Annotated in this window: 18 protein-coding genes; 10 read left to right on the top strand and 8 right to left on the bottom strand. The window is 70.5% G+C overall.

Going from position 1 to position 16,929, the window contains the following annotated elements; genetic code table 11:
* Window positions 1-133 precede the first annotated feature (133 nt).
* From ABB22_RS16235 to ABB22_RS16225, 3 genes are read left to right on the top strand one after another with little or no spacing between them, the layout of a single operon-like run.
* The gene (locus tag ABB22_RS16235) at window positions 134-1,462 is read left to right on the top strand and encodes a putative porin (protein ID WP_055766741.1); all 1,329 of its coding nucleotides are present in this window, start codon (window positions 134-136) and stop codon (window positions 1,460-1,462) included.
* A gap of 49 nt (window positions 1,463-1,511) precedes the next feature.
* The gene (locus tag ABB22_RS16230) at window positions 1,512-2,639 is read left to right on the top strand and encodes an efflux RND transporter periplasmic adaptor subunit (RefSeq protein WP_055766739.1); all 1,128 of its coding nucleotides are present in this window, start codon (window positions 1,512-1,514) and stop codon (window positions 2,637-2,639) included.
* Window positions 2,636-5,707, top strand: a complete 3,072-nt coding sequence (locus ABB22_RS16225) for an efflux RND transporter permease subunit (protein ID WP_055766737.1) — start codon at window positions 2,636-2,638, stop codon at window positions 5,705-5,707. Before ABB22_RS16230 ends, ABB22_RS16225 begins: the two co-directional genes overlap by 4 nt.
* A gap of 256 nt (window positions 5,708-5,963) precedes the next feature.
* On the opposite strand, the gene ABB22_RS17940 is transcribed toward ABB22_RS16225, so the two are convergent.
* A complete protein-coding gene (locus ABB22_RS17940; protein WP_152984227.1) occupies window positions 5,964-6,383 on the bottom strand; it encodes a PepSY domain-containing protein in 420 nt (139 codons plus the stop codon).
* Here ABB22_RS17940 and ABB22_RS16215 point away from each other — a divergent pair.
* The 6 genes from ABB22_RS16215 to ABB22_RS16190 all read left to right on the top strand — a co-directional run bounded on the left by ABB22_RS16215 (window position 6,358) and on the right by ABB22_RS16190 (window position 11,249).
* The gene (locus tag ABB22_RS16215; protein WP_055766729.1) at window positions 6,358-6,699 is read left to right on the top strand and encodes a PepSY domain-containing protein; all 342 of its coding nucleotides are present in this window, start codon (window positions 6,358-6,360) and stop codon (window positions 6,697-6,699) included. The two genes, ABB22_RS17940 and ABB22_RS16215, sit on opposite strands and share 26 nt — an antisense overlap.
* The gene (locus tag ABB22_RS16210) at window positions 6,699-7,361 is read left to right on the top strand and encodes a response regulator transcription factor (RefSeq protein ID WP_055766726.1); all 663 of its coding nucleotides are present in this window, start codon (window positions 6,699-6,701) and stop codon (window positions 7,359-7,361) included. The genes ABB22_RS16215 and ABB22_RS16210 overlap by 1 nt, the downstream gene beginning before the upstream one ends.
* Window positions 7,362-7,374: 13 nt before the next feature.
* Window positions 7,375-8,724, top strand: coding sequence for a sensor histidine kinase (locus ABB22_RS16205; protein ID WP_055766722.1), 1,350 nt, complete (start codon window positions 7,375-7,377; stop codon window positions 8,722-8,724).
* A gap of 215 nt (window positions 8,725-8,939) precedes the next feature.
* Window positions 8,940-9,554: a hypothetical protein gene (locus tag ABB22_RS16200; RefSeq protein WP_055766720.1), complete on the top strand. Its 615-nt coding sequence runs from the start codon at window positions 8,940-8,942 to the stop codon at window positions 9,552-9,554.
* Window positions 9,555-9,623: 69 nt separating this feature from the next.
* On the top strand, window positions 9,624-10,199 hold the full coding sequence (locus ABB22_RS16195) for a cytochrome b (protein WP_055766717.1): 576 nt from the start codon (window positions 9,624-9,626) through the stop codon (window positions 10,197-10,199).
* Between the two features lie 3 nt (window positions 10,200-10,202).
* Window positions 10,203-11,249, top strand: coding sequence for a PstS family phosphate ABC transporter substrate-binding protein (locus tag ABB22_RS16190; protein WP_055766714.1), 1,047 nt, complete (start codon window positions 10,203-10,205; stop codon window positions 11,247-11,249).
* A gap of 51 nt (window positions 11,250-11,300) precedes the next feature.
* Here the strand turns inward: ABB22_RS16190 and ABB22_RS16185 are convergent, their stop codons facing one another.
* Genes ABB22_RS16185 through nirK form a run of 3 tightly spaced genes read right to left on the bottom strand, consistent with a single transcriptional unit; the run spans window position 11,301 to window position 13,750 of the window.
* The gene (locus tag ABB22_RS16185; protein ID WP_055766711.1) at window positions 11,301-11,897 is read right to left on the bottom strand and encodes an SCO family protein; all 597 of its coding nucleotides are present in this window, start codon (window positions 11,895-11,897) and stop codon (window positions 11,301-11,303) included.
* Entirely contained in the window at window positions 11,894-12,661 is a 768-nt protein-coding gene (locus ABB22_RS16180) for a formylglycine-generating enzyme family protein (protein ID WP_055766708.1), read from the bottom strand. Before ABB22_RS16180 ends, ABB22_RS16185 begins: the two co-directional genes overlap by 4 nt.
* 15 nt (window positions 12,662-12,676) lie before the next feature.
* Window positions 12,677-13,750: a copper-containing nitrite reductase gene (gene nirK, locus ABB22_RS16175; protein WP_055766703.1), complete on the bottom strand. Its 1,074-nt coding sequence runs from the start codon at window positions 13,748-13,750 to the stop codon at window positions 12,677-12,679.
* Between nirK and ABB22_RS18920 the strand changes: the two genes are divergently transcribed.
* The gene (locus ABB22_RS18920) at window positions 13,749-13,883 is read left to right on the top strand and encodes a hypothetical protein (RefSeq protein WP_268768279.1); all 135 of its coding nucleotides are present in this window, start codon (window positions 13,749-13,751) and stop codon (window positions 13,881-13,883) included. The two genes, nirK and ABB22_RS18920, sit on opposite strands and share 2 nt — an antisense overlap.
* A 24-nt stretch (window positions 13,884-13,907) precedes the next feature.
* Here ABB22_RS18920 and ABB22_RS16170 read toward each other — a convergent pair whose 3' ends face one another.
* The 4 genes from ABB22_RS16170 to ABB22_RS16155 form a co-directional block, all read right to left on the bottom strand.
* Window positions 13,908-15,149 carry a hypothetical protein gene (locus ABB22_RS16170; protein WP_055766700.1) on the bottom strand — a complete coding sequence of 414 codons (1,242 nt, stop codon included), beginning with the start codon at window positions 15,147-15,149 and terminating at the stop codon, window positions 13,908-13,910.
* Entirely contained in the window at window positions 15,146-15,418 is a 273-nt protein-coding gene (locus tag ABB22_RS16165; protein ID WP_055766697.1) for a DUF2249 domain-containing protein, read from the bottom strand. Before ABB22_RS16165 ends, ABB22_RS16170 begins: the two co-directional genes overlap by 4 nt.
* A complete protein-coding gene (locus tag ABB22_RS16160) occupies window positions 15,403-15,813 on the bottom strand; it encodes a SirB2 family protein (RefSeq protein ID WP_327083306.1) in 411 nt (136 codons plus the stop codon). Before ABB22_RS16160 ends, ABB22_RS16165 begins: the two co-directional genes overlap by 16 nt.
* Window positions 15,810-16,929, bottom strand: a 1,120-nt coding sequence (locus ABB22_RS16155; protein ID WP_057505351.1) for an NnrS family protein, incomplete at its 5' end; no start/stop codon positions are given. The genes ABB22_RS16155 and ABB22_RS16160, both read right to left, overlap by 4 nt.

Raw genomic sequence — 16,929 nt, 5'->3', positions numbered from 1 at the left:
TGCATTCCTCCCATGCGTCCATGGCGGGGAAAACGCGCCCGCCCGCTTTCCGTCCCGGGGACGACGGTGCCGGCAATGATCGACCACAGCCGCACCGTGCACGCACGGCGGCGGATGAAACGAGGAAACGCTCATGCAGTCGCAGTCGTTCTTCCGTACACCGCAACAACGCCGCCCGGAACTTCGTTCGCGGCTCTGCCTGGCCCTGGCCGGCTGCCTGCTGGCGATGGGCGCCATGCCGGCGATGGCGCAGTCGCTGACTCCCCAGGAGCGCGAGGAGATCGTCGAACAGCTGCGCCAGCTGCGCGAGCAGCAGGCGCGCATCGCCGAGGCGCAGCAGAAGCTGGAGACGCGCCTGGGCATCGCCGGCGTCCCTGCCGCCTCCGCTCCGGCGCCGGCACCGGTGCCAGCGTCGCCCGTGGCCGCCGCGACCCCGGCAGCCATGGACCGCCTGACGGTCAGCGGCGACCTGCGCGTGCGCATGCAGGGTGATCATTCCAAGCCGAATGGAACCAGCAACAGCAGCCAGCTGCGCGGCCGTCTCGGCGCGGCCTATGAAGTGAACGACCGCATCGGCATCGGCGCGCGCCTGACCACCGGCGACTACAACGATCCCAACAGCACGGACGTGCAGCTCTCCAATTGGGATGATGGACTGCGCGTATCGCTGGACCTGGCCTACGTCCAGTTCAATCTCGGCGATCTCAAGCTCCATGCCGGCAAGATTCCGCAGCCGTTCGCCCGCACCGACCTGGTCTGGGATGGCGACGTCAATCCGCAGGGCATCAGCGCGGTCTACAAGACGCCGCTCGACGGCGGCGGCGCCTTCCGCGCCGGCGCCCTGGCGTTCCCCATCGACAAGCGTGCGACGGGGCCGGAAAGCTACATGGGAGGCGCTCAGGTCGGCTACGATTCGCCCGCCCACGGCCCCTTCAAGTTCGATGTCTCGGCCGGCTACTACGCCTACCGGCTGGGCAACATGTCCACCGCCGACGCGGGCGACTGGCGCACCAACCGGCTCAGGCCCGGTGGCGGCTATCTGTCGGACTATCGCCTGCTGGATGTCATCGGCGGCTTGACCTGGCAGGGCGCCAACGAGCGCTGGCCGCTGCGCGTGACCGGCGACTACGTGAAAAACCTCGGCGCGGTCGACGACCAGGACACCGGCTTCGGCGTGGACGTCAGCCTCGGCCGCGCCAGCAGGCCGGGCGACTGGCGCTTCACCTACGGCTATGCGCAGACCGACGTGGATGCGGTGCTGGCGGCGTTCTCCAACGACAACATCGGCATCGCCACCAACTACAAGCTGCATTCGCTGACGGTGGACTACACGCCGATGCCCAAGACCATGGTCAGCGCCATCTGGTACCACTACAAGCCCAACGACCCGGCCTACGCCGGCGCCAACCCGCCGGGCGACTGGCTGGACCGCCTGCGCCTGTTCTTCCTCGTCAACTTCTAAAGACGGCGGTGGCGGCCTTGCGCCGCCACCACGCACACGGGACCCGCGCATGGCAATCAATGGAAAAGCACTGGCCGCCGGGCTCGTGGTGCTGGCCGCGGTCGTGGCCGTCGGCTTCTACTACAAGGGCGGCGGCAAAGGCGCGGCCAAGCCCAAGGCGGCGCCGCTGGTCAGCGTCACCCGAGCGCAGGCGCTCGACCTGCCGGTGCGCATCGACAGCCAGGGGCACCTGGTACCGCTGAAGCAGGTCGACGTGCGCGCGCAGATCAGCGCGCGCCTGCGCGCGATCCATTTCCGCGAAGGCGACGACGTGCGCGCCGGGCAGCTGCTGTTCACCCTGGACGATGCCGAGCTGGAGGCGCAGCTGGAACGCACCCGCGCGCAGGCCACCCAGGTCAAGGCGCAGCTGGAGGATGCGCAGCGCGCGCTCTCGCGCGGACGCGAGCTGGTGGGTACCGGCTACATCTCCTCCAGCGCGCTGGATACGCTGGCGGCCAACGTCAAGACGCTGGAAGCGCAGCGCCGCGGCGCACAGGCCGAGATCGATGCGGCGCGCGTGCAGCTGGCGCATACCCGCATCGTCGCGCCGATGGACGGCAAGACCGGTGCGCTGGCCGCCTACGAAGGCAGCCTGGTGCAGGCCGGCGACAGCACGCCGCTGGTCAGCCTGCTGCAGTTCGATCCGATCGCCGCCGAGTTCGCGTTGCCCGAACAGCACCTGGACGCGCTGCTGGCCGCGCGCGAACGCGGGCAGGTGCAGGTGCGCGTGCAGGCGCCCGGCGGGAAGATGCTCGACGGCGAACTGTTCTTCATCGACAACCGGGTCAATCCGGCCACCGGCACGCTGCAGCTCAAGGCGCGCTTCCCCAATCCCGGGCATGCGCTGTGGCCCGGCGCCTATGCGCGGGTGGAACTGCTGGCCGGCAGCGACCCGGGCGTCATCGTGCTGCCGCCGCAGGCGGTCCTGGAGGGGCCCGACGGCCACTTCGTATATCGGCTGGGCGACGACCGCAAGGTGCGGGCGCAGGCGGTGACGCTGCTGCGCATCCAGGAGCAGAACGCGGTGGTGACCGGCGTCGGCGATGGCGACCAGGTGGTGGTGGAGGGCAACCAGAACCTGCGCGATGGCAGCGAAGTCCAGGTCGCCGACGCGCCTGCCGCCGGCGGCACGCCATGAACATTTCCGGGCTGTGCCTGCAGCGCCCGGTCGCGACGCTGCTGCTGTGGATCAGCGTGATCGTCGCCGGCATCGTCGCCTGGTTCCACCTGCCGATCGCCGCGCTGCCGCGCTATGAGACGCCGGTGATCGAGGTCAAGGCCAAGCTACCCGGCGCCAGCCCGGAGAACATGGCCGCCTCGGTGGCCACGCCGCTGGAAAAGGAGTTTTCCGCCATCCCGGGGCTGGTCGGCAGCAGTTCGGAGAACATCCAGGGCGAGAGCGTGATCCTGCTGGAGTTCTCCGCGCGCCGCGACATCGATGCCGCCGCGGCCGACGTGCAGGCCGCGCTGTTCCGGGTCAGCCGCTCGCTGCCCACCGAGATGAGCACGCCGCCGTCCTACAGCAAGGTCAACCCGGGCGACGCGCCGATCCTCAAGCTCGGCATCAGTTCGCCGACCATGCCGCTGTCCGAGCTCAACGCCTACATCGACGAACTGGTGATCCCGGCGCTGTCCACGGTCGACGGCGTGGCCCAGGTCGTTGCCAAGGGCCGCAAGCGCTACGCGGTGCGCGTGCAGGCCGATCCGGCGCGGCTGGCGGCGCTGGACCTGACCCTGCTGGACGTGGCCAGCGCGCTGAAGACCGCCAACGCCAACACCGCGCTCGGCCAGCTGGACAGCAGCCGGCAGATGATGATGGTGCAGATGCCGGGCGAGCTGATGCTGGCGCGCGACTTCGCCCAGGTGATCGTCGCCAGCCGCGACGGCCAGGGCATCCGCCTGGCCGACATCGCCCAGGTCCGCGACAGCGTCGAGGAAGTGCAGAACATCGGCGAGGTCAACGGCGTCAACTCGGTGCTGCTGGACATCAAGCGCCAGCCCGGCGCCAACACCGTGCGCACGGTGGACAGCATCATGGCGTTGCTGCCGCGGCTGCAGGCGCAGCTGCCCGGCTCGGTGCGGATCGTCACCCTGGGCGACCGCTCCACCTCCATCCGCGAGGCCATCCACGACGTCAACCTCACCCTGCTGTTGACCATCGCCCTGGTCATCCTGGTGATCCTGCTGTTCCTGCGCCGGCTCACCTCGGCGGCGATCCCGTCGATCAGCCTGCCGATCTCGCTGCTGGGCACGTTCGCGCTGATGTACGCCATGGGCCTGTCGCTCAACAACATCTCGTTGATGGGCATCACCATTGCCGTAGGCCTGGTGGTGGACGATGCGATCGTGGTGCTGGAGAACGTGATGCGCCACATCGAGCAGGGCATGGCGCCGCGCGAGGCCGCGCTGCGCGGCGCGCGCGAGGTCGGCTTCACCGTCGTCTCCATCTCGGTGTCGCTGGTGGCGGTGTTCATCCCGATCTTCTTCATGCCCGGCACCGCCGGCCTGCTGTTCCACGAGTTCGCCATCGTCGTCACCCTGGCCATCCTGGTCTCGGCTGCGGTGGCGCTGACCCTGATTCCGGTACTGGTGCCGATGCTGGTGCGCAATGCGCCGCGGCACGACGATGCGCCCGGCTGGAACCGCGGCTTCGAGCGCCTGTTCGAGCGCACGCTGGCGCTGTACCGGCACGGCCTGGACTGGTCGCTGGCGCACCCGCGCACGGTGCTGGCCGTCGGCGCCGGGACGCTGGTGCTGACCGCGCTGCTGTATGTCACTTCGCCGCGCTCGTTCTTCCCCGAGGAGGACATCGGCCAGGTCTCGGTGAAGGTCAAGACGCCTCCGGAGATGTCCTTCGAGGGCCGGCTGGCGGTACTGCGGCGCATCCAGGACGTGCTGCTGGAGGACGATGCGATCCTCGCCTCGGCCTCGAAAGTGGACCACGACACCACCAAGTTCGACCTGGACCTGAAGCCGCGCGGGCAACGCCCGCCGATGGACCAGGTGCTGGCGCGGATGCGCGCCAACACCAACTTCATCCCCGGGGTGAAGGTCAATTTCAGCCCGGTGCAGAACCTGAAGATCGGCGCCAGTTCGTCCAGCAGCACCTACCAGTACACGCTGCAGTCGGTGGGCAGCGAACAACTGGATGCCTGGTCGGAAAAGCTGCTGGCTGCGCTGCGCGGGTCGGACGTGTTCGTCGGCCTGGATACCGATTTCGAGAAGAGCGGCCTGCAGGCGCAGATCCACCTGGACCGCGACAAGATGGCCCTGCTCGGCGTGGACATGGCCGACCTGCGCACCAGCCTGCATGCCGCGTTCGGTGGCCGCGAGGTGTCCTCGATCCATGCGCCGCAGGCAACCTACAAGGTCATCATGGAGCTGGAAGACCGCTACCGCCGCGACGAGACCGATCTGTCGCGCATCCACGTGCGCAGCCAGCAGGGCGGCATGGTGCCGCTGAGCGCGTTCGCCACGCTCTCGCGCGGCACCGGCACGATGACGGTGCTGCACAAGGCGCAGCTGCCGGCGATCACCTTCTCCTTCGAACTGGCGCCGGGCCGCTCGCTGTCCGACGCGACCGCGGCCATCGACCGCGCCAAGCGCGAGATCGGCCTGCCGGCCACGGTGTTCGGCAGCTTCGACGGGCAGGCGGCGGTGTTCGAGCAGTCGCAGACCTCGCAGCTGTGGCTGATCGTGGTCGCCGTCGCGGTGATCTACGTGATCCTGGGCGTGCTCTATGAGAGCTGGATCCACCCGGTCACGATCCTGATGGGCATCCCGTCGGCGGCGGTGGGCGCGTTCCTGGCGCTGCGCCTGACCGGGCTGGACATCAGCTTCATCGCGATGATCGGGGTGCTGCTGCTGATCGGCATCGTCAAGAAGAACGCGATCATGATGATCGACTTCGCGCTGGATGCGCAGCGCCGGCACGGCATCGCCGCGCGCGAGGCCATCCACCAGGCCTGCCTGCTGCGCTTCCGCCCGATCATGATGACCACGCTGTGCGCGATGATGGGCGCCATGCCGATCGCGCTGGGGCTGGGCGCCGGCGCCGAGCTGCGCCAGCCGATGGGCGTGGTCATCGTCGGCGGCCTGCTGTTCTCGCAGGTCATCACGCTGTTCATCACCCCGGTGGTCTACCTGTGGTTCGACCGGCTGACGCGGCGGTTCGACGGCCGGGCAGCGGCGCTCGCCAACAGCTGATCCGGCATCTGCGTCGCGATCCCCGCAGGAGCGGCTTCAGCCGCGATGAGGCCTTCCCATCGAATTTCCGCGGACGGGTGATGCGCGGTCCGGTGCGGAACGATCTGCATGAAGGCCCCATCGCGGCTGAAGCCGCTCCTGCGCCATCGTCCTCCCGGAACGACCCTGCCCGGCCGCAGTGCCTGGGGAGGGCAGCCACGACCGGGCAGGAGGGAGGCGGAAGACGGAGCCGCCGCGCGCGGCGGCGGCATTGCCGTCAGAGGCGACGCTGCTTCACCTTGCGCTCGAGCACTTCGCCGGTCTTGCGGTCGATCACCAGCTTGACCTTGCGCGACTGCGCGTCGTAGCCCTCGACCTCGGCCAGGCGATCCTTGGCCTCGATCTCGGTGACGGTCAGGCCTTCGCCGGTGGCGCGCCGTTCCAGCTCGGCAATGCCCAGCAGGCCGGGGTTGGCCGCGGGCGCGGCGCCGGCCGTGCAGGCGGCGAGCGAGAGCAGCGCGGAGGCCAGGAGGCTGGTCGTGATGTTCTTCATCTGCAATCCTTCATCGAAGCGGCCATTATTGGCAGCCCCGTTGTAAGCGCCGCACGCTGACATGCGCCCCTGCGCTACCGTCAGGCCAATATCAGCAACCGGCAGGAGAATCCGGCCCATGAACAGATCCCGTTTCTTCTTCATGCTGTTGTCCTGCCTGGTGCTGGCCACGCCCGTGACGCTGATGGCCGGCGACGCCCCCCCCGATTCCAAGGAAGCCCGCAAGGCGGCCAAGCGCCAGGCCCAGCAGGAAGCCCTGGACGCGATGCGCCGCGGCGAGATCCTGCCGCTGGTGCGCATCCTGGCCATCGCCCAGCAGCACGCGCCGGGCGACGTGATCGAGGTCGAGTACAAGGCCGGCCCCAAGTACGAGGTGAAAACCCTGGCGCGCGACGGGCGCATCCGCGAGGTCAAGCTCGATGCGCGCACCGGCGCCCTGCTGAAGATCGAGGACGACTGATGCGCGCCCTGCTGGTCGAGGACGATCCGGATGTCTGCGCCGATGTCGGCATCGCCCTGCGCGCGGCCGGATTCATCGTCGAGACCGCCGGCGATGGCGAGGACGCCTGGTTCAAGGGCGACACCGAGGACTACGACGTCTGCGTGCTCGACCTGGGCCTGCCACGCCTGGACGGCCTGTCGGTGCTGCGCCGTTGGCGCGGCGCCGGGCGCGGGTTCCCGGTACTGATCCTGTCCGCGCGCGACGACTGGACCGAGAAGGTGGAAGGTATCGAGAGCGGCGCCGACGACTACCTGGCCAAACCGTTCGAGGTCGGCGAACTGGTGGTGCGCGTGCGCGCCCTGGTCCGTCGCGCGGCCGGCCAGGTTTCGCCGCTGCTGGATCGCGGGCGGCTGGTGCTCGATACCAGGCGGCTGTCGGTGGCGCTGGACGGGCGGCCGGTGCGGCTGTCGCCGCTGGAATACCGGCTGGTGGACTACCTGGCCCACCACGACGACCGCGCGGTATCGGCCGGCGAGCTGGCCGACCACCTGTACGGCGCGGCCGAATCGGGGGACACCAATGCGGTCGAGGCGCTGGTGCTGCGGCTGCGGCGCAAGCTGGGCGCGGAGCTGATCGTGACCCGCCGCGGCTTCGGTTACCTGCTGGGCGGGCGCGGATGATCCGGGCATCGCGATGAAGCCCAGCTCGCTGCGGCTGCGGCTGTTGGCCGTGGCGGCCACGGCCATCCTGCTGGCCATGGTCGCCGCGGTGCTGGTGATGGGCCTGATCTTCTCGCGCCACCTGGAGCAGGGACTGTCGCGCGAACTGACCCGCGAGGCGCTGCAGCTCGTGGCCGGCCTGCACGTGGATGCCGGCAACCGGCTGGTGCTGGACGCCACGCTGGCCGATCCGCGCTTCGACCTGCCCGGCAGCGGGCGCTACTGGCAGTTCTCCGGCGACGGCCAGCAGGAACGCTCGCGCTCGCTGTGGGACGAGTCGCTGCCGCAGAACCTCCCGGTCGGTACCGCGCAGTGGACCACCCACAAGATCGACGGCCCGTTCGGGCAGCGCCTGCTGGTGGTCGAACGCACGGTCCGCGTAGAGGGCGGCCAGCGCCTGGTGCACGTGCAACTGGCGCAGGACCTGGCCGAACTGGACGGCGCGCGCCGCGAATTCCGCACCGAGATGGCATTGTTCCTCGGCCTGCTGTGGCTGGCCCTGGTCGCGGCGACCTGGATACAGGTGGACCTGGGCCTGAGCCCGCTCCGGCGCGTGCGCGAGGAGCTGGAAGTGATGCGGCGCAGCCCCGCGGCCCGCCTCGGCGAGAAGCACCCGCGCGAGGTCATGCCGCTGGTGGCGGCGATCAACCAGTTGGCTGAAGCGCGCGAGAGCGATCTGGCGCGGGCGCGCAAGCGCGCCGCCGATCTGGCGCATTCGCTGAAGACGCCGCTGGCCGCGCTCGGTGCGCAGAACCGGCGCGCACGCGAAACCGGCGCGGCCGAAGCCGCCGACGGCATGGACCGGGCCATCGCCGCCGTCGCCGCGGCGGTGGAGGCCGAACTGGCGCGCTCGCGCGCCGCCGCCATCCGCGGCCGCCACCAGTCCATGCGTTCGCGGCCGGGCGAACTGGCCGAGCGCGTGTTCGGCGTCATCGAACGCACCGAGCGCGGCGCGCGCATGGTGTTCGAGAACGAGGTCGATCCCGCGCTCGAACTGCCGGTGGCCGCGGAAGACCTGATGGAAATGCTCGGCGCGCTGCTGGAGAACGCGGTGCGCTTCGCCCGCCGTCGCGTGCGCATCCGTGCGGAGCAGGCGGTGGACGAGACCGTGCTGTTCATCGAGGACGATGGCGAAGGCCTGGACATCAGCGCCGAGCAGGCGTTGATGCGCGGCGGCCGGCTGGACGAAGCCAGCCATGCGCACCACGGCCTGGGGCTGGCCATCGTCCGCGATCTGGTCGAGGCCACGCAGGGAACCATCGTGCTGGACCGCTCGGCGCTGGGCGGCCTGGAAGTGCGCCTGGGGTGGCCGCAGGCCTCCTGAGCCTGCCGCCGCGCCGCTATCAGCGGAATGTCAGCTGCACCTGCCTATAACGCGATCAACCTTGGGGTTGAGGCAGTGTGATCATGAGGACTGTGTCAGGTGTTTTCCGCACCGGTATGCCATGGGGACGCCACCGTGGATGCCTGTGCGCGGCGGAGCGGGCTGCCGCCAGGGCGTATGAGATCGGGGGTACAGGGGCCGGCAGCGGCTTCAAGGTGAAGGCGCAGTCCATCCGCGCCCGCGCCAGCCACGACGTGCACTGGAGCCGCCCCGCGCTGGGGGTGGGCTGGGAATTCGCACCCGGCATGGAGGCGGCGCCGGGTACCGGCTACGGCGTTGCCGACGGCCACGGCGGGCATCGCCTGCATGGCAGCCACGACATGAAGCTGGCGCTGAAATGGGAATTGCCCGATGTGCTGCCGGCTTCCCTCGACTGGGCGGTCGAGCCGGAAATCGTGCTGCCCACGGGCAGCCGCTCGGCCGGGATGGGCGGCGAGGGCACGGACATCGCCGTGCCGCTGCGGGTGAGCCGGCAGCAGGAGCGGATGTTGGCGACAGCACGGCTGGCATGGGTGAAAACGCCAGGGGAAGACGCAGGCTGGAGCGCGGGCGCACTGGTCGAATGCGAAACCGCGCCGGCGCTGTGGCTGGGCCTGGAACTGCTGCACGAAGCACCGGGCCCGACCGAGGCGTTCCGGCGCGGCAGCCTCGGCTTCCGCCGGGAGCATTCGCCGCGCCTGCTCGTGTTCGGCGCGCTCGGCCGCAGCCGGCGGCGCAGCGCCGACGACGAACACTCCGTCCGCGTCGGCTTCGAGTACGCCTTCAACTAGAACTTCCACGGCAAGGCGGGCCGGTCATGCCCGCTGCCGGACCGTTGCCAAAAACAGGAGCTGGAACCCATGAAGAACGAAACATACAACCGCGGGTCGATCGTGCTGCACTGGCTGATGCTGCTGCTGTTCGTGCTGACCTACGCCACCATCGAACTGCGCGTGATCTTCGACAGGGGCACGCCGCCGCGCGATCTGATGAAGAGCCTGCACTTCTCCATCGGAATGTTGATCTTCGCGCTGGTGTGGGTGCGGCTGCTCGTCCGCACGCTGACGCCCGCACCGGCCATCGTCCCGGCGCCGCCGGCCTGGCAGCGCTGGGCGGCCACGTCGGTCCATGCGCTGCTGTATGCCTTCATGATCGTCCAGCCGCTGATGGGCTGGCTGGTGCTGAGCGCGGCCGGCAAGCCGGTGCCTTTCTTCGGCCTGGTCCTGCCGCCGCTGATGGCGCCGGACAAGCCGTTCGCCGGCACGCTGGAAGAAGTGCACCAGACCATCGGTACGTTCGGCTATTTCCTGATCGGTGCGCATGCGTTGGCCGCACTGGTGCACCACTACGTGCTGAAGGACAACACGCTGCGGCGGATGCTGCCCGCCGGCAGGCGCCGTGCCGGCGCCGCGCCTGCCGATGCGCGCGGCGCGTAGCGGATGAAGCGCGCGGGTGCTGTGCCGACGTGGCTGGTGCTGCTGTCCGCGCTCCTGCCGGGCAGTGTCGCGGCCGCGTGCGCACCCGCCGCGGAGGCGGCGCGGCAACTGCGCTGCGGCAGTGTTCCGGTCGTGCTCGGCGCACTGGCCGGGGCCTGGCGCGATGGATTCGCGGCCGCGCAGCCGGAGGCTGCTGTCGCCTATCCGCAGCCCTATGGACCACCGCAGGGACGACTGGATCCGCAGTTGGCCGGCTTCCTGCGCGGCGCCCTGGATTTCGCCTTCCTGACCCGCGACCTCGCCGAGGCGGACCTGGCCACCTTCGGCCACCACCATGGCGGCGGCGAACCGCTGCGGCTTCCCGTCGCCGGCGGCAGCTGGAACCGGTTCGGCCATGTCGATCCGGTCGCGGTGGTCGTGCACGTCTCCAACCCGCTGCCATCGCTGGATCTTGCCCAGCTGGAAGCGGTGTTCGCCGAAGGCGGCGCGGATATCTCGCGCTGGGAGCAACTGGGTGTGCAGGCGTGGAGCGGGCGGCCGATCCGTCTTGCCGGAGGCGGTGCGTGGCAGGCGGAGGAATCGGCGCGCGCGTTGTTCCTGCGGCGCCATGTCTTCGCGCGCCCGGCAGGCGCACGCGGTTGGCGGGCCGCGCCGGACAGCGGCGATGAGTCGGACAATGTGCAGCGCGTGGCGGCCGATCCCCAGGCGATCGCATTCACCGGGCTGGGACATCTATTGCCAGGCACGCGTGCGCTGCCGATCGCGCCACATCCGGGCGCCGCGCCGGTCGTGCCGGACCGCGAATCGGTGGCATCCGGGCGCTATCCGCTCGCGCGGACGGTGGACCTGCTGCTGCCGCGCGATGCCCGGGGCCGCATCGACCCGGTCATGGCGCGGTTCGCGGCCTTCCTGCTGAGCGATGCCGGACAGGCGATCGTCGCGGCGCAGGAGGCCTTTCTTCCGCTGGACGAATGCAGGCGCCGGCAGTCGCTGGCATGGCTGGCGGCGGGCTGGAGCCCGCAGCGGCAAACGCAGTGCGCGGGGGAATGAGGCGTTCCGGCGCCGCTTCGCGGTGCCGGACGAACTGCCATGGAGGTGGGTTCAGCGCCCGCCCAGTACCGCCTCGATGGCGGCGACCAGCTCCGGGTCCGGAACCATGCCCTGCACCTCGCTGCGCGCACGCACGCGGCCTTCGGCGTCGAGCAGCACCAGCACGCTGGTGTGGTTGATGCTGCCGTCCTCGCGGAAGCGGTAGTGCACGTCCAGCAGGTTGGCGAGGGCGCGTACGTCGCCTTCGGCCGGGCGCAGGAAGCGCCAGTCGTCGGGGGCGCGGTGGCGCTGCGCGATCTCGGCCAGCGCGGCGGGCGTGTCGCGCGCCGGGTCGAGGGTGAGCATGTCCACGTCCAGGCGCGCGCGCTGGTCGGCCGGCAACTGCTTCTGCACGGCCTTGGCGTTCTCGATGATCAGCGGGCACATCAGGTGGCAGTTGCCGTAGAACATCGACACCAGCTGCGGGCGGCCGCGCAGCGACGTCCATGGCACGGATCGTCCGTGCTGGTCGGTGAGCGCGACCTGCAGGTGGTACAGCGACTGGCCGGGCAGGGCCGCCGCCGGCGTGGTTGGCGCATCGGCGGCATGCAGCGCGGGAGACATGCCCAGCGCCAGGCCGAGCAGCAGGAAAGCGAAGGGTCTGTTCATGGCTGGCTCCTTGCGCAGCGGAAACCGAGATTGCCCAGGGTGGCGCCGGGTTGCAGCGCGGACAGCAGCACGAAGCGCTTGACCACGCCGTAGTCGCCCGGGTCGTTGAAGGCCATGGCGCTGGCGCCGCAGTAGCGCAGTGCGTCGCCGTCGTCCTGGCCGCGGCGGTCGCTGTCGGCCAGCAGCGAGGCGAAGTCCTCGCTCCATTCCCAGTACGCGCCGTGCAGGCCGTGGACGCCGTGGACATTGGCGGGCGCGCCGGCGGCGGCGTCGGGCGCGCGTGGCGTGCCGTCGTTGACCTGGCGCAGGCGCCAGGCGCGGTCGCCGCGCGCGTCGCGGCGGGTGGCATCGGCCGCGGCTGCGTATTCCCATTCGAGGAAGGTCGGCAGGCGCGCCTGTTCCGCACGGCAGTAGGCGTCGGCCGCGTACCAGTTGACGTGGGTCACCGGCGCCTGCGGGTCGAGGCCTTCGCCGGGCGCATCGGGCCGCGCCCAGTGGCCGAGGTAACCGGGACTGGAGAAGATCGCCGGCACCCGGTCGCGCCGCCACTGCGGGTTGCGCGCCAGGAACGCGGCGAACTGCGCGTTGCTGACCGGGCGTGCCATCAGCGAGAAAGCCGCCACGCTCTGCGTGGCGGACGTCTCCTCGAAACGCACGGAGGAACGGAACGCTCCGCCGGGAATGTCGCGGTAGCCGGCATCGGCCTCCATGGCACCGGCCGCGGCCGGTGCCAGGAGCAGCAACAGGAGGAGCGTGCGTTCCATCTGCGTTGGCCTCGTTTACTTGTACTGGCTGCCCTGCGGCACGCCTTCCTTGTAGTCGATGTCGTGCTGCTGGCCGGTGTAGATTTCCGGGTTCTTCTCGCCCTCGACCTTGAGGATGCCCAGCGAGCCCTTGTGGAAGGTGCGGAAGATGCTGTGGTCCACCAGCACGAAGTTGCCGGGCACGTCGGCCTTGAACTCGACGATGGCCGAACCACCGGCCGGGACCAGCGTGGTCTGCACGTTCTCCTGGTACTTCGTGCCGCCCTCGGTATAGACCTTGTCGAAGATCTCGCCGATGACGTGGAAGCTGGACACCAGGTTGGGGCCGCCGTTGCCGACGAAGATGCGGATCTTCTCGCCGGCCTTGGCCGTGAGCGCCTTGTCGCCCTGCAGCGAATCGACCGAACCGTTGAACACCACGTAGGTCGGGTGTTCGTCGATGGCCTTCTCCAGGCTGAAGGGCTGCAGGCCCGGTTCGCCGTGCGCGCCTTCGGTGTAGAAGTCGCCCTGCACCACGTAGAACTCCTTGTCCACCGGCTCCAGGCCTTCCTCCGGCTCGACCAGGATCAGGCCGTACATGCCGTTGGCGATGTGCATGCCCACCGGCGCCATCGCGCAGTGGTAGATGTACAGGCCCGGGTTGAGCGCCTTGAAGGTGAACTGCGTTTCCTTGCCCGGCAGCGTGAACGTGGCCTCGGCGCCACCGCCCTGGCCGGTGACGGCATGCAGGTCGATGTTGTGCGAGAAGTGCGAGCTGTGGTGGTTCTTCAACTTGAACTCCACCGTGTCGCCCTTGCGCACGCGGATGAAGCTGCCCGGCACCGTGCCGCCGAAGGTCCAGAAGTTGTAGTCAACGCCGTCGGCCATGCGCATGTTCTTCTCGACCATTTCCAGGTCGACGACGACGTGGGCCGGCGTCTTGCGCGTGATCGGCGGCGGTGCGAACGGCGGCGCGGTCAGCACGGCCTGGATCGTTTCCATGGGCGCTTCGGCGGCGGGCTTCTTCGCCGCGAAGGCATTGCCGGCGAAGGCGGCGGCGATGGCGCCGGCGAGTGCGCAGGCGACGAGCGGGTGTTGCAGGCGCTTCATGACACTTTCCCGTGAATGGCCTTTGGCCGATGGGTTCATGTTCCCGGCCGCCCCCTGGCGCAGCGTTGATCCTGATCAATCCGTGGCCGCCGGAAAGGCGCGAAAACCGGGCAACAGCGCGCTGCTTGACTAATGTCAAAGGGTCGCCGCGGACGGGCTATGCAGCGGGCGCCTGCGGCTGCCAGGCCATGGCCGAGCGCCAGCAGCGCCACAGCGCGGACGCGGCATGGAGCCAGGCCAGCAGCACCAGCGCGCCGGCCGCCCGCGCCAGCTCCGGCCACAGGCAGGCCGCGACCAGGGCCAGCGCGGCGAGCGCATGCAGCTCCCACGCGCGGCGCTTGTGCGGTTCGCCGGAAAGGCTGCCGACACCGGGCACGCGCGTGCCGCGGGGCATGCGCCGGCGCAGCTCCATCCACGCCAGGAAGCCGGCGATCTCCAGCAGCATGCCCAGCATCAGTGCGGGAAAGCCCACCGCCAGCACCAGCACGCCGGCGAGTACGCCGTTGCCGGGCAGCGGCATCGCCAGCGCCGCGCCGGCGAGCGCCACCGCGCCCAGCGCCCAGAAGCGCCGCAACAGGGTTCCACGCCGGTGCGGCGCACGCAGCTGCATGGCGATGACGGCGGCGGAGAACAGCAGCAGCGGCACGGCGGGCAGGGTGCGCACCAGCGGAATCGGCAGTGCGATGCCGACGGCCTCGGCGAGCACCACCAGCAGCACGCCGCCAAGCAGGAGCAGCCAGCCCCACAGCCACGCTGGCGGCAGCGGACGCGTGCCCTGCAGCATCGGCATGACCACGCTGCCTACCGCGGCCAGCAGCCCGAGCACCCAGCCCAGCAGGCCGAAGCCGGCGTGCAGGCCGGTGAGCGGCAGGGCCGGGGCCAGCCATCCCAGGCGCATCGCCAGCAGCGCGCCGCCCAGCCCGATCGCGGCCAGCAGCGCCGCTGCCGCCAGGCCGATGCCGCAGCGGACCGTCCGCGCACCGTTGCCGCGCGCCACCGCGACCAGCACCGCGCCTGCGGACAGCATCAACGTGCCGAGCAGCAACGGCGCGGCGACCAGGCCGCAGCCCGGCGCATGCCACGCGATGGCCGGCAGCAGCAGGGCCACGCCGAGGTTGAATGCGATGTGCAGCAGCGGGACGCCGCGCGCCAACGGCACCGGGCTGCCTGCCGCCACCGGCAGGAACTGCACCAGGCTGCCGAGCATCGCGTTGCCGAGCACCCCCAGGGCGAAGACATGCGCCAGCGCGATGGTGGCCGGCGCATGCAGGGACAGCAGCAGGGCGCCGCCACCGGCCAGCAGCCACGCGCCGGCCAGCACGCCCCAGAGCAGGGCGGTGGCGAGGAAGCGCAGCGGATGCGACGGCGGCGGCGCCTGGGCGAAGGCCAGCCCGCTCATGGGGCGGGCGGATCATCCAGCAGGTGCCGCTCGGCCGCGCGGCAGATCAGCAGGCGGGCGCCGTCGTCGGTGGCACGTGCATCGCAGGCGAAGCCCAGTTGCTCCAGCATCGGCAGCAGCGGCGCGGGATACAGCGGTGTCAGCGCCACCAGCACCTGGCCCGGCTGCAGGGTGTGCAGGCGCGCGAGGATGTGCTCCATCGGCTGCGGGGCCGGCAGGCCGCGCAGGTCCAGGCGCAGCGTCGGCGGCGGATCTAGCTGCCCAGCCACAGCAGCCAGCCCAGCGGGTGATGCGCCCGCGCGATGCCGTAGATCTGCGCGAAGCACAGCAGCGCCGCGGCCACCAGCACCGCGCGCGCGAACGTACCGCGTCCCTGCCGGAACGCGGCCATGCCCAGCCCGACATAGGCCAGCAGGAAGGCGATCTTGGCCCACAGCCAGCCGTTGGCGAACAGCCCGGCCGGCAGGATGGTCAGCAGCATCATTGCCGCGGTCAGCAGCACGGTATCGACGGTGTAGCTCAGGTAGCGCACCGCGCCCAACCGCGGCCAGCGCATGCCGGCCAGCAGCGCCAGCGCCCGCAGCGCGAACAGCGAGCCGCTGGTCATCGCCGCGCTGATGTGGACCAGCTTGATGTCGGGGTAGAAGACCAGCATCGCGCTCATCCCGGCCGCCCGTCCGCGCGCGGCGCGAGGTAGATCCGGCCGATCCGCGCCACCCACGGCGCCAGCGCCAGCAGCCAGCCGAAGGCGGCCGCCGCCTGCCATGCCAGGGCATCGGGCGCGATGTCGGCGACGATGCGCATCACCGCCACCGCCTGCAGCAGGCCGAAGGCGAACCAAGCCACCTTCGGCATAACCAGCGCACGCCCGGAATGGCCCTGCGTCACCCGCGTCACCATCGCCACCAGCAGGCTGCCGAAGAAGCCGATGAACAGCGCATGCATCGGCGCGCGGCCCAGCACGAATTCGCCGCTGGCCAGGTAGGTGACGCTCTGCACCAGGTACAGCGCGAAGGTGACCGGCAGCCACGCGGTGCCGATGAACAGCACCGCCAGCAGGCCGGGCATGCGCCCGCGCGGCCACCAGCGCCACACCGCCCAGCCGGTCAACAGCAGCAGCGGCACGTCGGCCAGCCACAGCCATGCGTAGCCATGCACCAGTTCCAGGCCCAAGTGCGCCAGCAGCAGTGCCCAGACCGCGCCCAGCCACGGCAGCGGCCGCCACGGCCGGTAGCCGGGCACGACATTGCCGGCGAAGAACGGGAACATGCGGTGCGCCACGGTCACGTACACCGGCAACAGCAGGCCGAAGCCGCCGAGCTTGATGCTGGCGAACGCCCAGCTGGGCGAGGCGCCGAGCATGAAGGCGGCGAACATCGCCAGCCCCAGCCAGCCCAGCACCAGCCCGGCGAAGCACGAGCGCGCGTGCCAGGTGCGGCCTTTCTCGTCGGCCAGCAGCCGGCCCAGGGTGAACAGCGCCGAGGTCCAGCCGGCCAGCGCCATCCACAGCCCGACGGTCAGCCCTGCCTGCCATCCGGCCGCGCCCAGCAGGATCGCCAGCTGCCCGCCCATCAGGCCCAGGCCCACCGGCACGTAGCGCCAGCGCTCCAGTTCGGGCAGGCCCATCCAGCGCGGGAACACGGTCAGCAGGAAGCCGAAGATGAAGCTGGGCAGCACCAGGTACTGCATCACGAAGGCATGCAGCCAGCCGGCGGGGACCGCCAGTTCGGGCATCGTCCAGCCGCCCCAGCGCGCCGCCGCCAGCCACAGCGCCCACCAC

Origin of the sequence: Stenotrophomonas nitritireducens, assembly GCF_001431425.1 — a bacterium.
Classification (GTDB): Bacteria; Pseudomonadota; Gammaproteobacteria; order Xanthomonadales; family Xanthomonadaceae; genus Stenotrophomonas; species Stenotrophomonas nitritireducens.
This window is presented reverse-complemented; position numbering and strand designations above follow the sequence as displayed.

Bases quoted from the DNA above. Each gene is read 5' to 3' on its own strand.
- ABB22_RS16180 (WP_055766708.1), bottom strand. From the start codon at position 12,661: ATGGAACGCACGCTCCTCCTGTTGCTGCTCCTGGCACCGGCCGCGGCC.
- ABB22_RS16230 (WP_055766739.1), top strand. From the start codon at position 1,512: ATGGCAATCAATGGAAAAGCACTGGCCGCCGGGCTCGTGGTGCTGGCC.
- ABB22_RS17940 (WP_152984227.1), bottom strand. From the start codon at position 6,383: ATGAAGAAGAAACGGGATCTGTTCATGGGCCGGATTCTCCTGCCGGTT.
- ABB22_RS16170 (WP_055766700.1), bottom strand. From the start codon at position 15,149: ATGAGCGGGCTGGCCTTCGCCCAGGCGCCGCCGCCGTCGCATCCGCTG.
- ABB22_RS18920 (WP_268768279.1), top strand. From the start codon at position 13,749: ATGACACTTTCCCGTGAATGGCCTTTGGCCGATGGGTTCATGTTCCCG.
- ABB22_RS16160 (WP_327083306.1), bottom strand. From the start codon at position 15,813: ATGAGCGCGATGCTGGTCTTCTACCCCGACATCAAGCTGGTCCACATC.
- ABB22_RS16215 (WP_055766729.1), top strand. From the start codon at position 6,358: ATGAACAGATCCCGTTTCTTCTTCATGCTGTTGTCCTGCCTGGTGCTG.
- ABB22_RS16210 (WP_055766726.1), top strand. From the start codon at position 6,699: ATGCGCGCCCTGCTGGTCGAGGACGATCCGGATGTCTGCGCCGATGTC.
- ABB22_RS16190 (WP_055766714.1), top strand. From the start codon at position 10,203: ATGAAGCGCGCGGGTGCTGTGCCGACGTGGCTGGTGCTGCTGTCCGCG.
- ABB22_RS16185 (WP_055766711.1), bottom strand. From the start codon at position 11,897: ATGAACAGACCCTTCGCTTTCCTGCTGCTCGGCCTGGCGCTGGGCATG.
- ABB22_RS16195 (WP_055766717.1), top strand. From the start codon at position 9,624: ATGAAGAACGAAACATACAACCGCGGGTCGATCGTGCTGCACTGGCTG.
- ABB22_RS16205 (WP_055766722.1), top strand. From the start codon at position 7,375: ATGAAGCCCAGCTCGCTGCGGCTGCGGCTGTTGGCCGTGGCGGCCACG.
- nirK (WP_055766703.1), bottom strand. From the start codon at position 13,750: ATGAAGCGCCTGCAACACCCGCTCGTCGCCTGCGCACTCGCCGGCGCC.
- ABB22_RS16225 (WP_055766737.1), top strand. From the start codon at position 2,636: ATGAACATTTCCGGGCTGTGCCTGCAGCGCCCGGTCGCGACGCTGCTG.
- ABB22_RS16235 (WP_055766741.1), top strand. From the start codon at position 134: ATGCAGTCGCAGTCGTTCTTCCGTACACCGCAACAACGCCGCCCGGAA.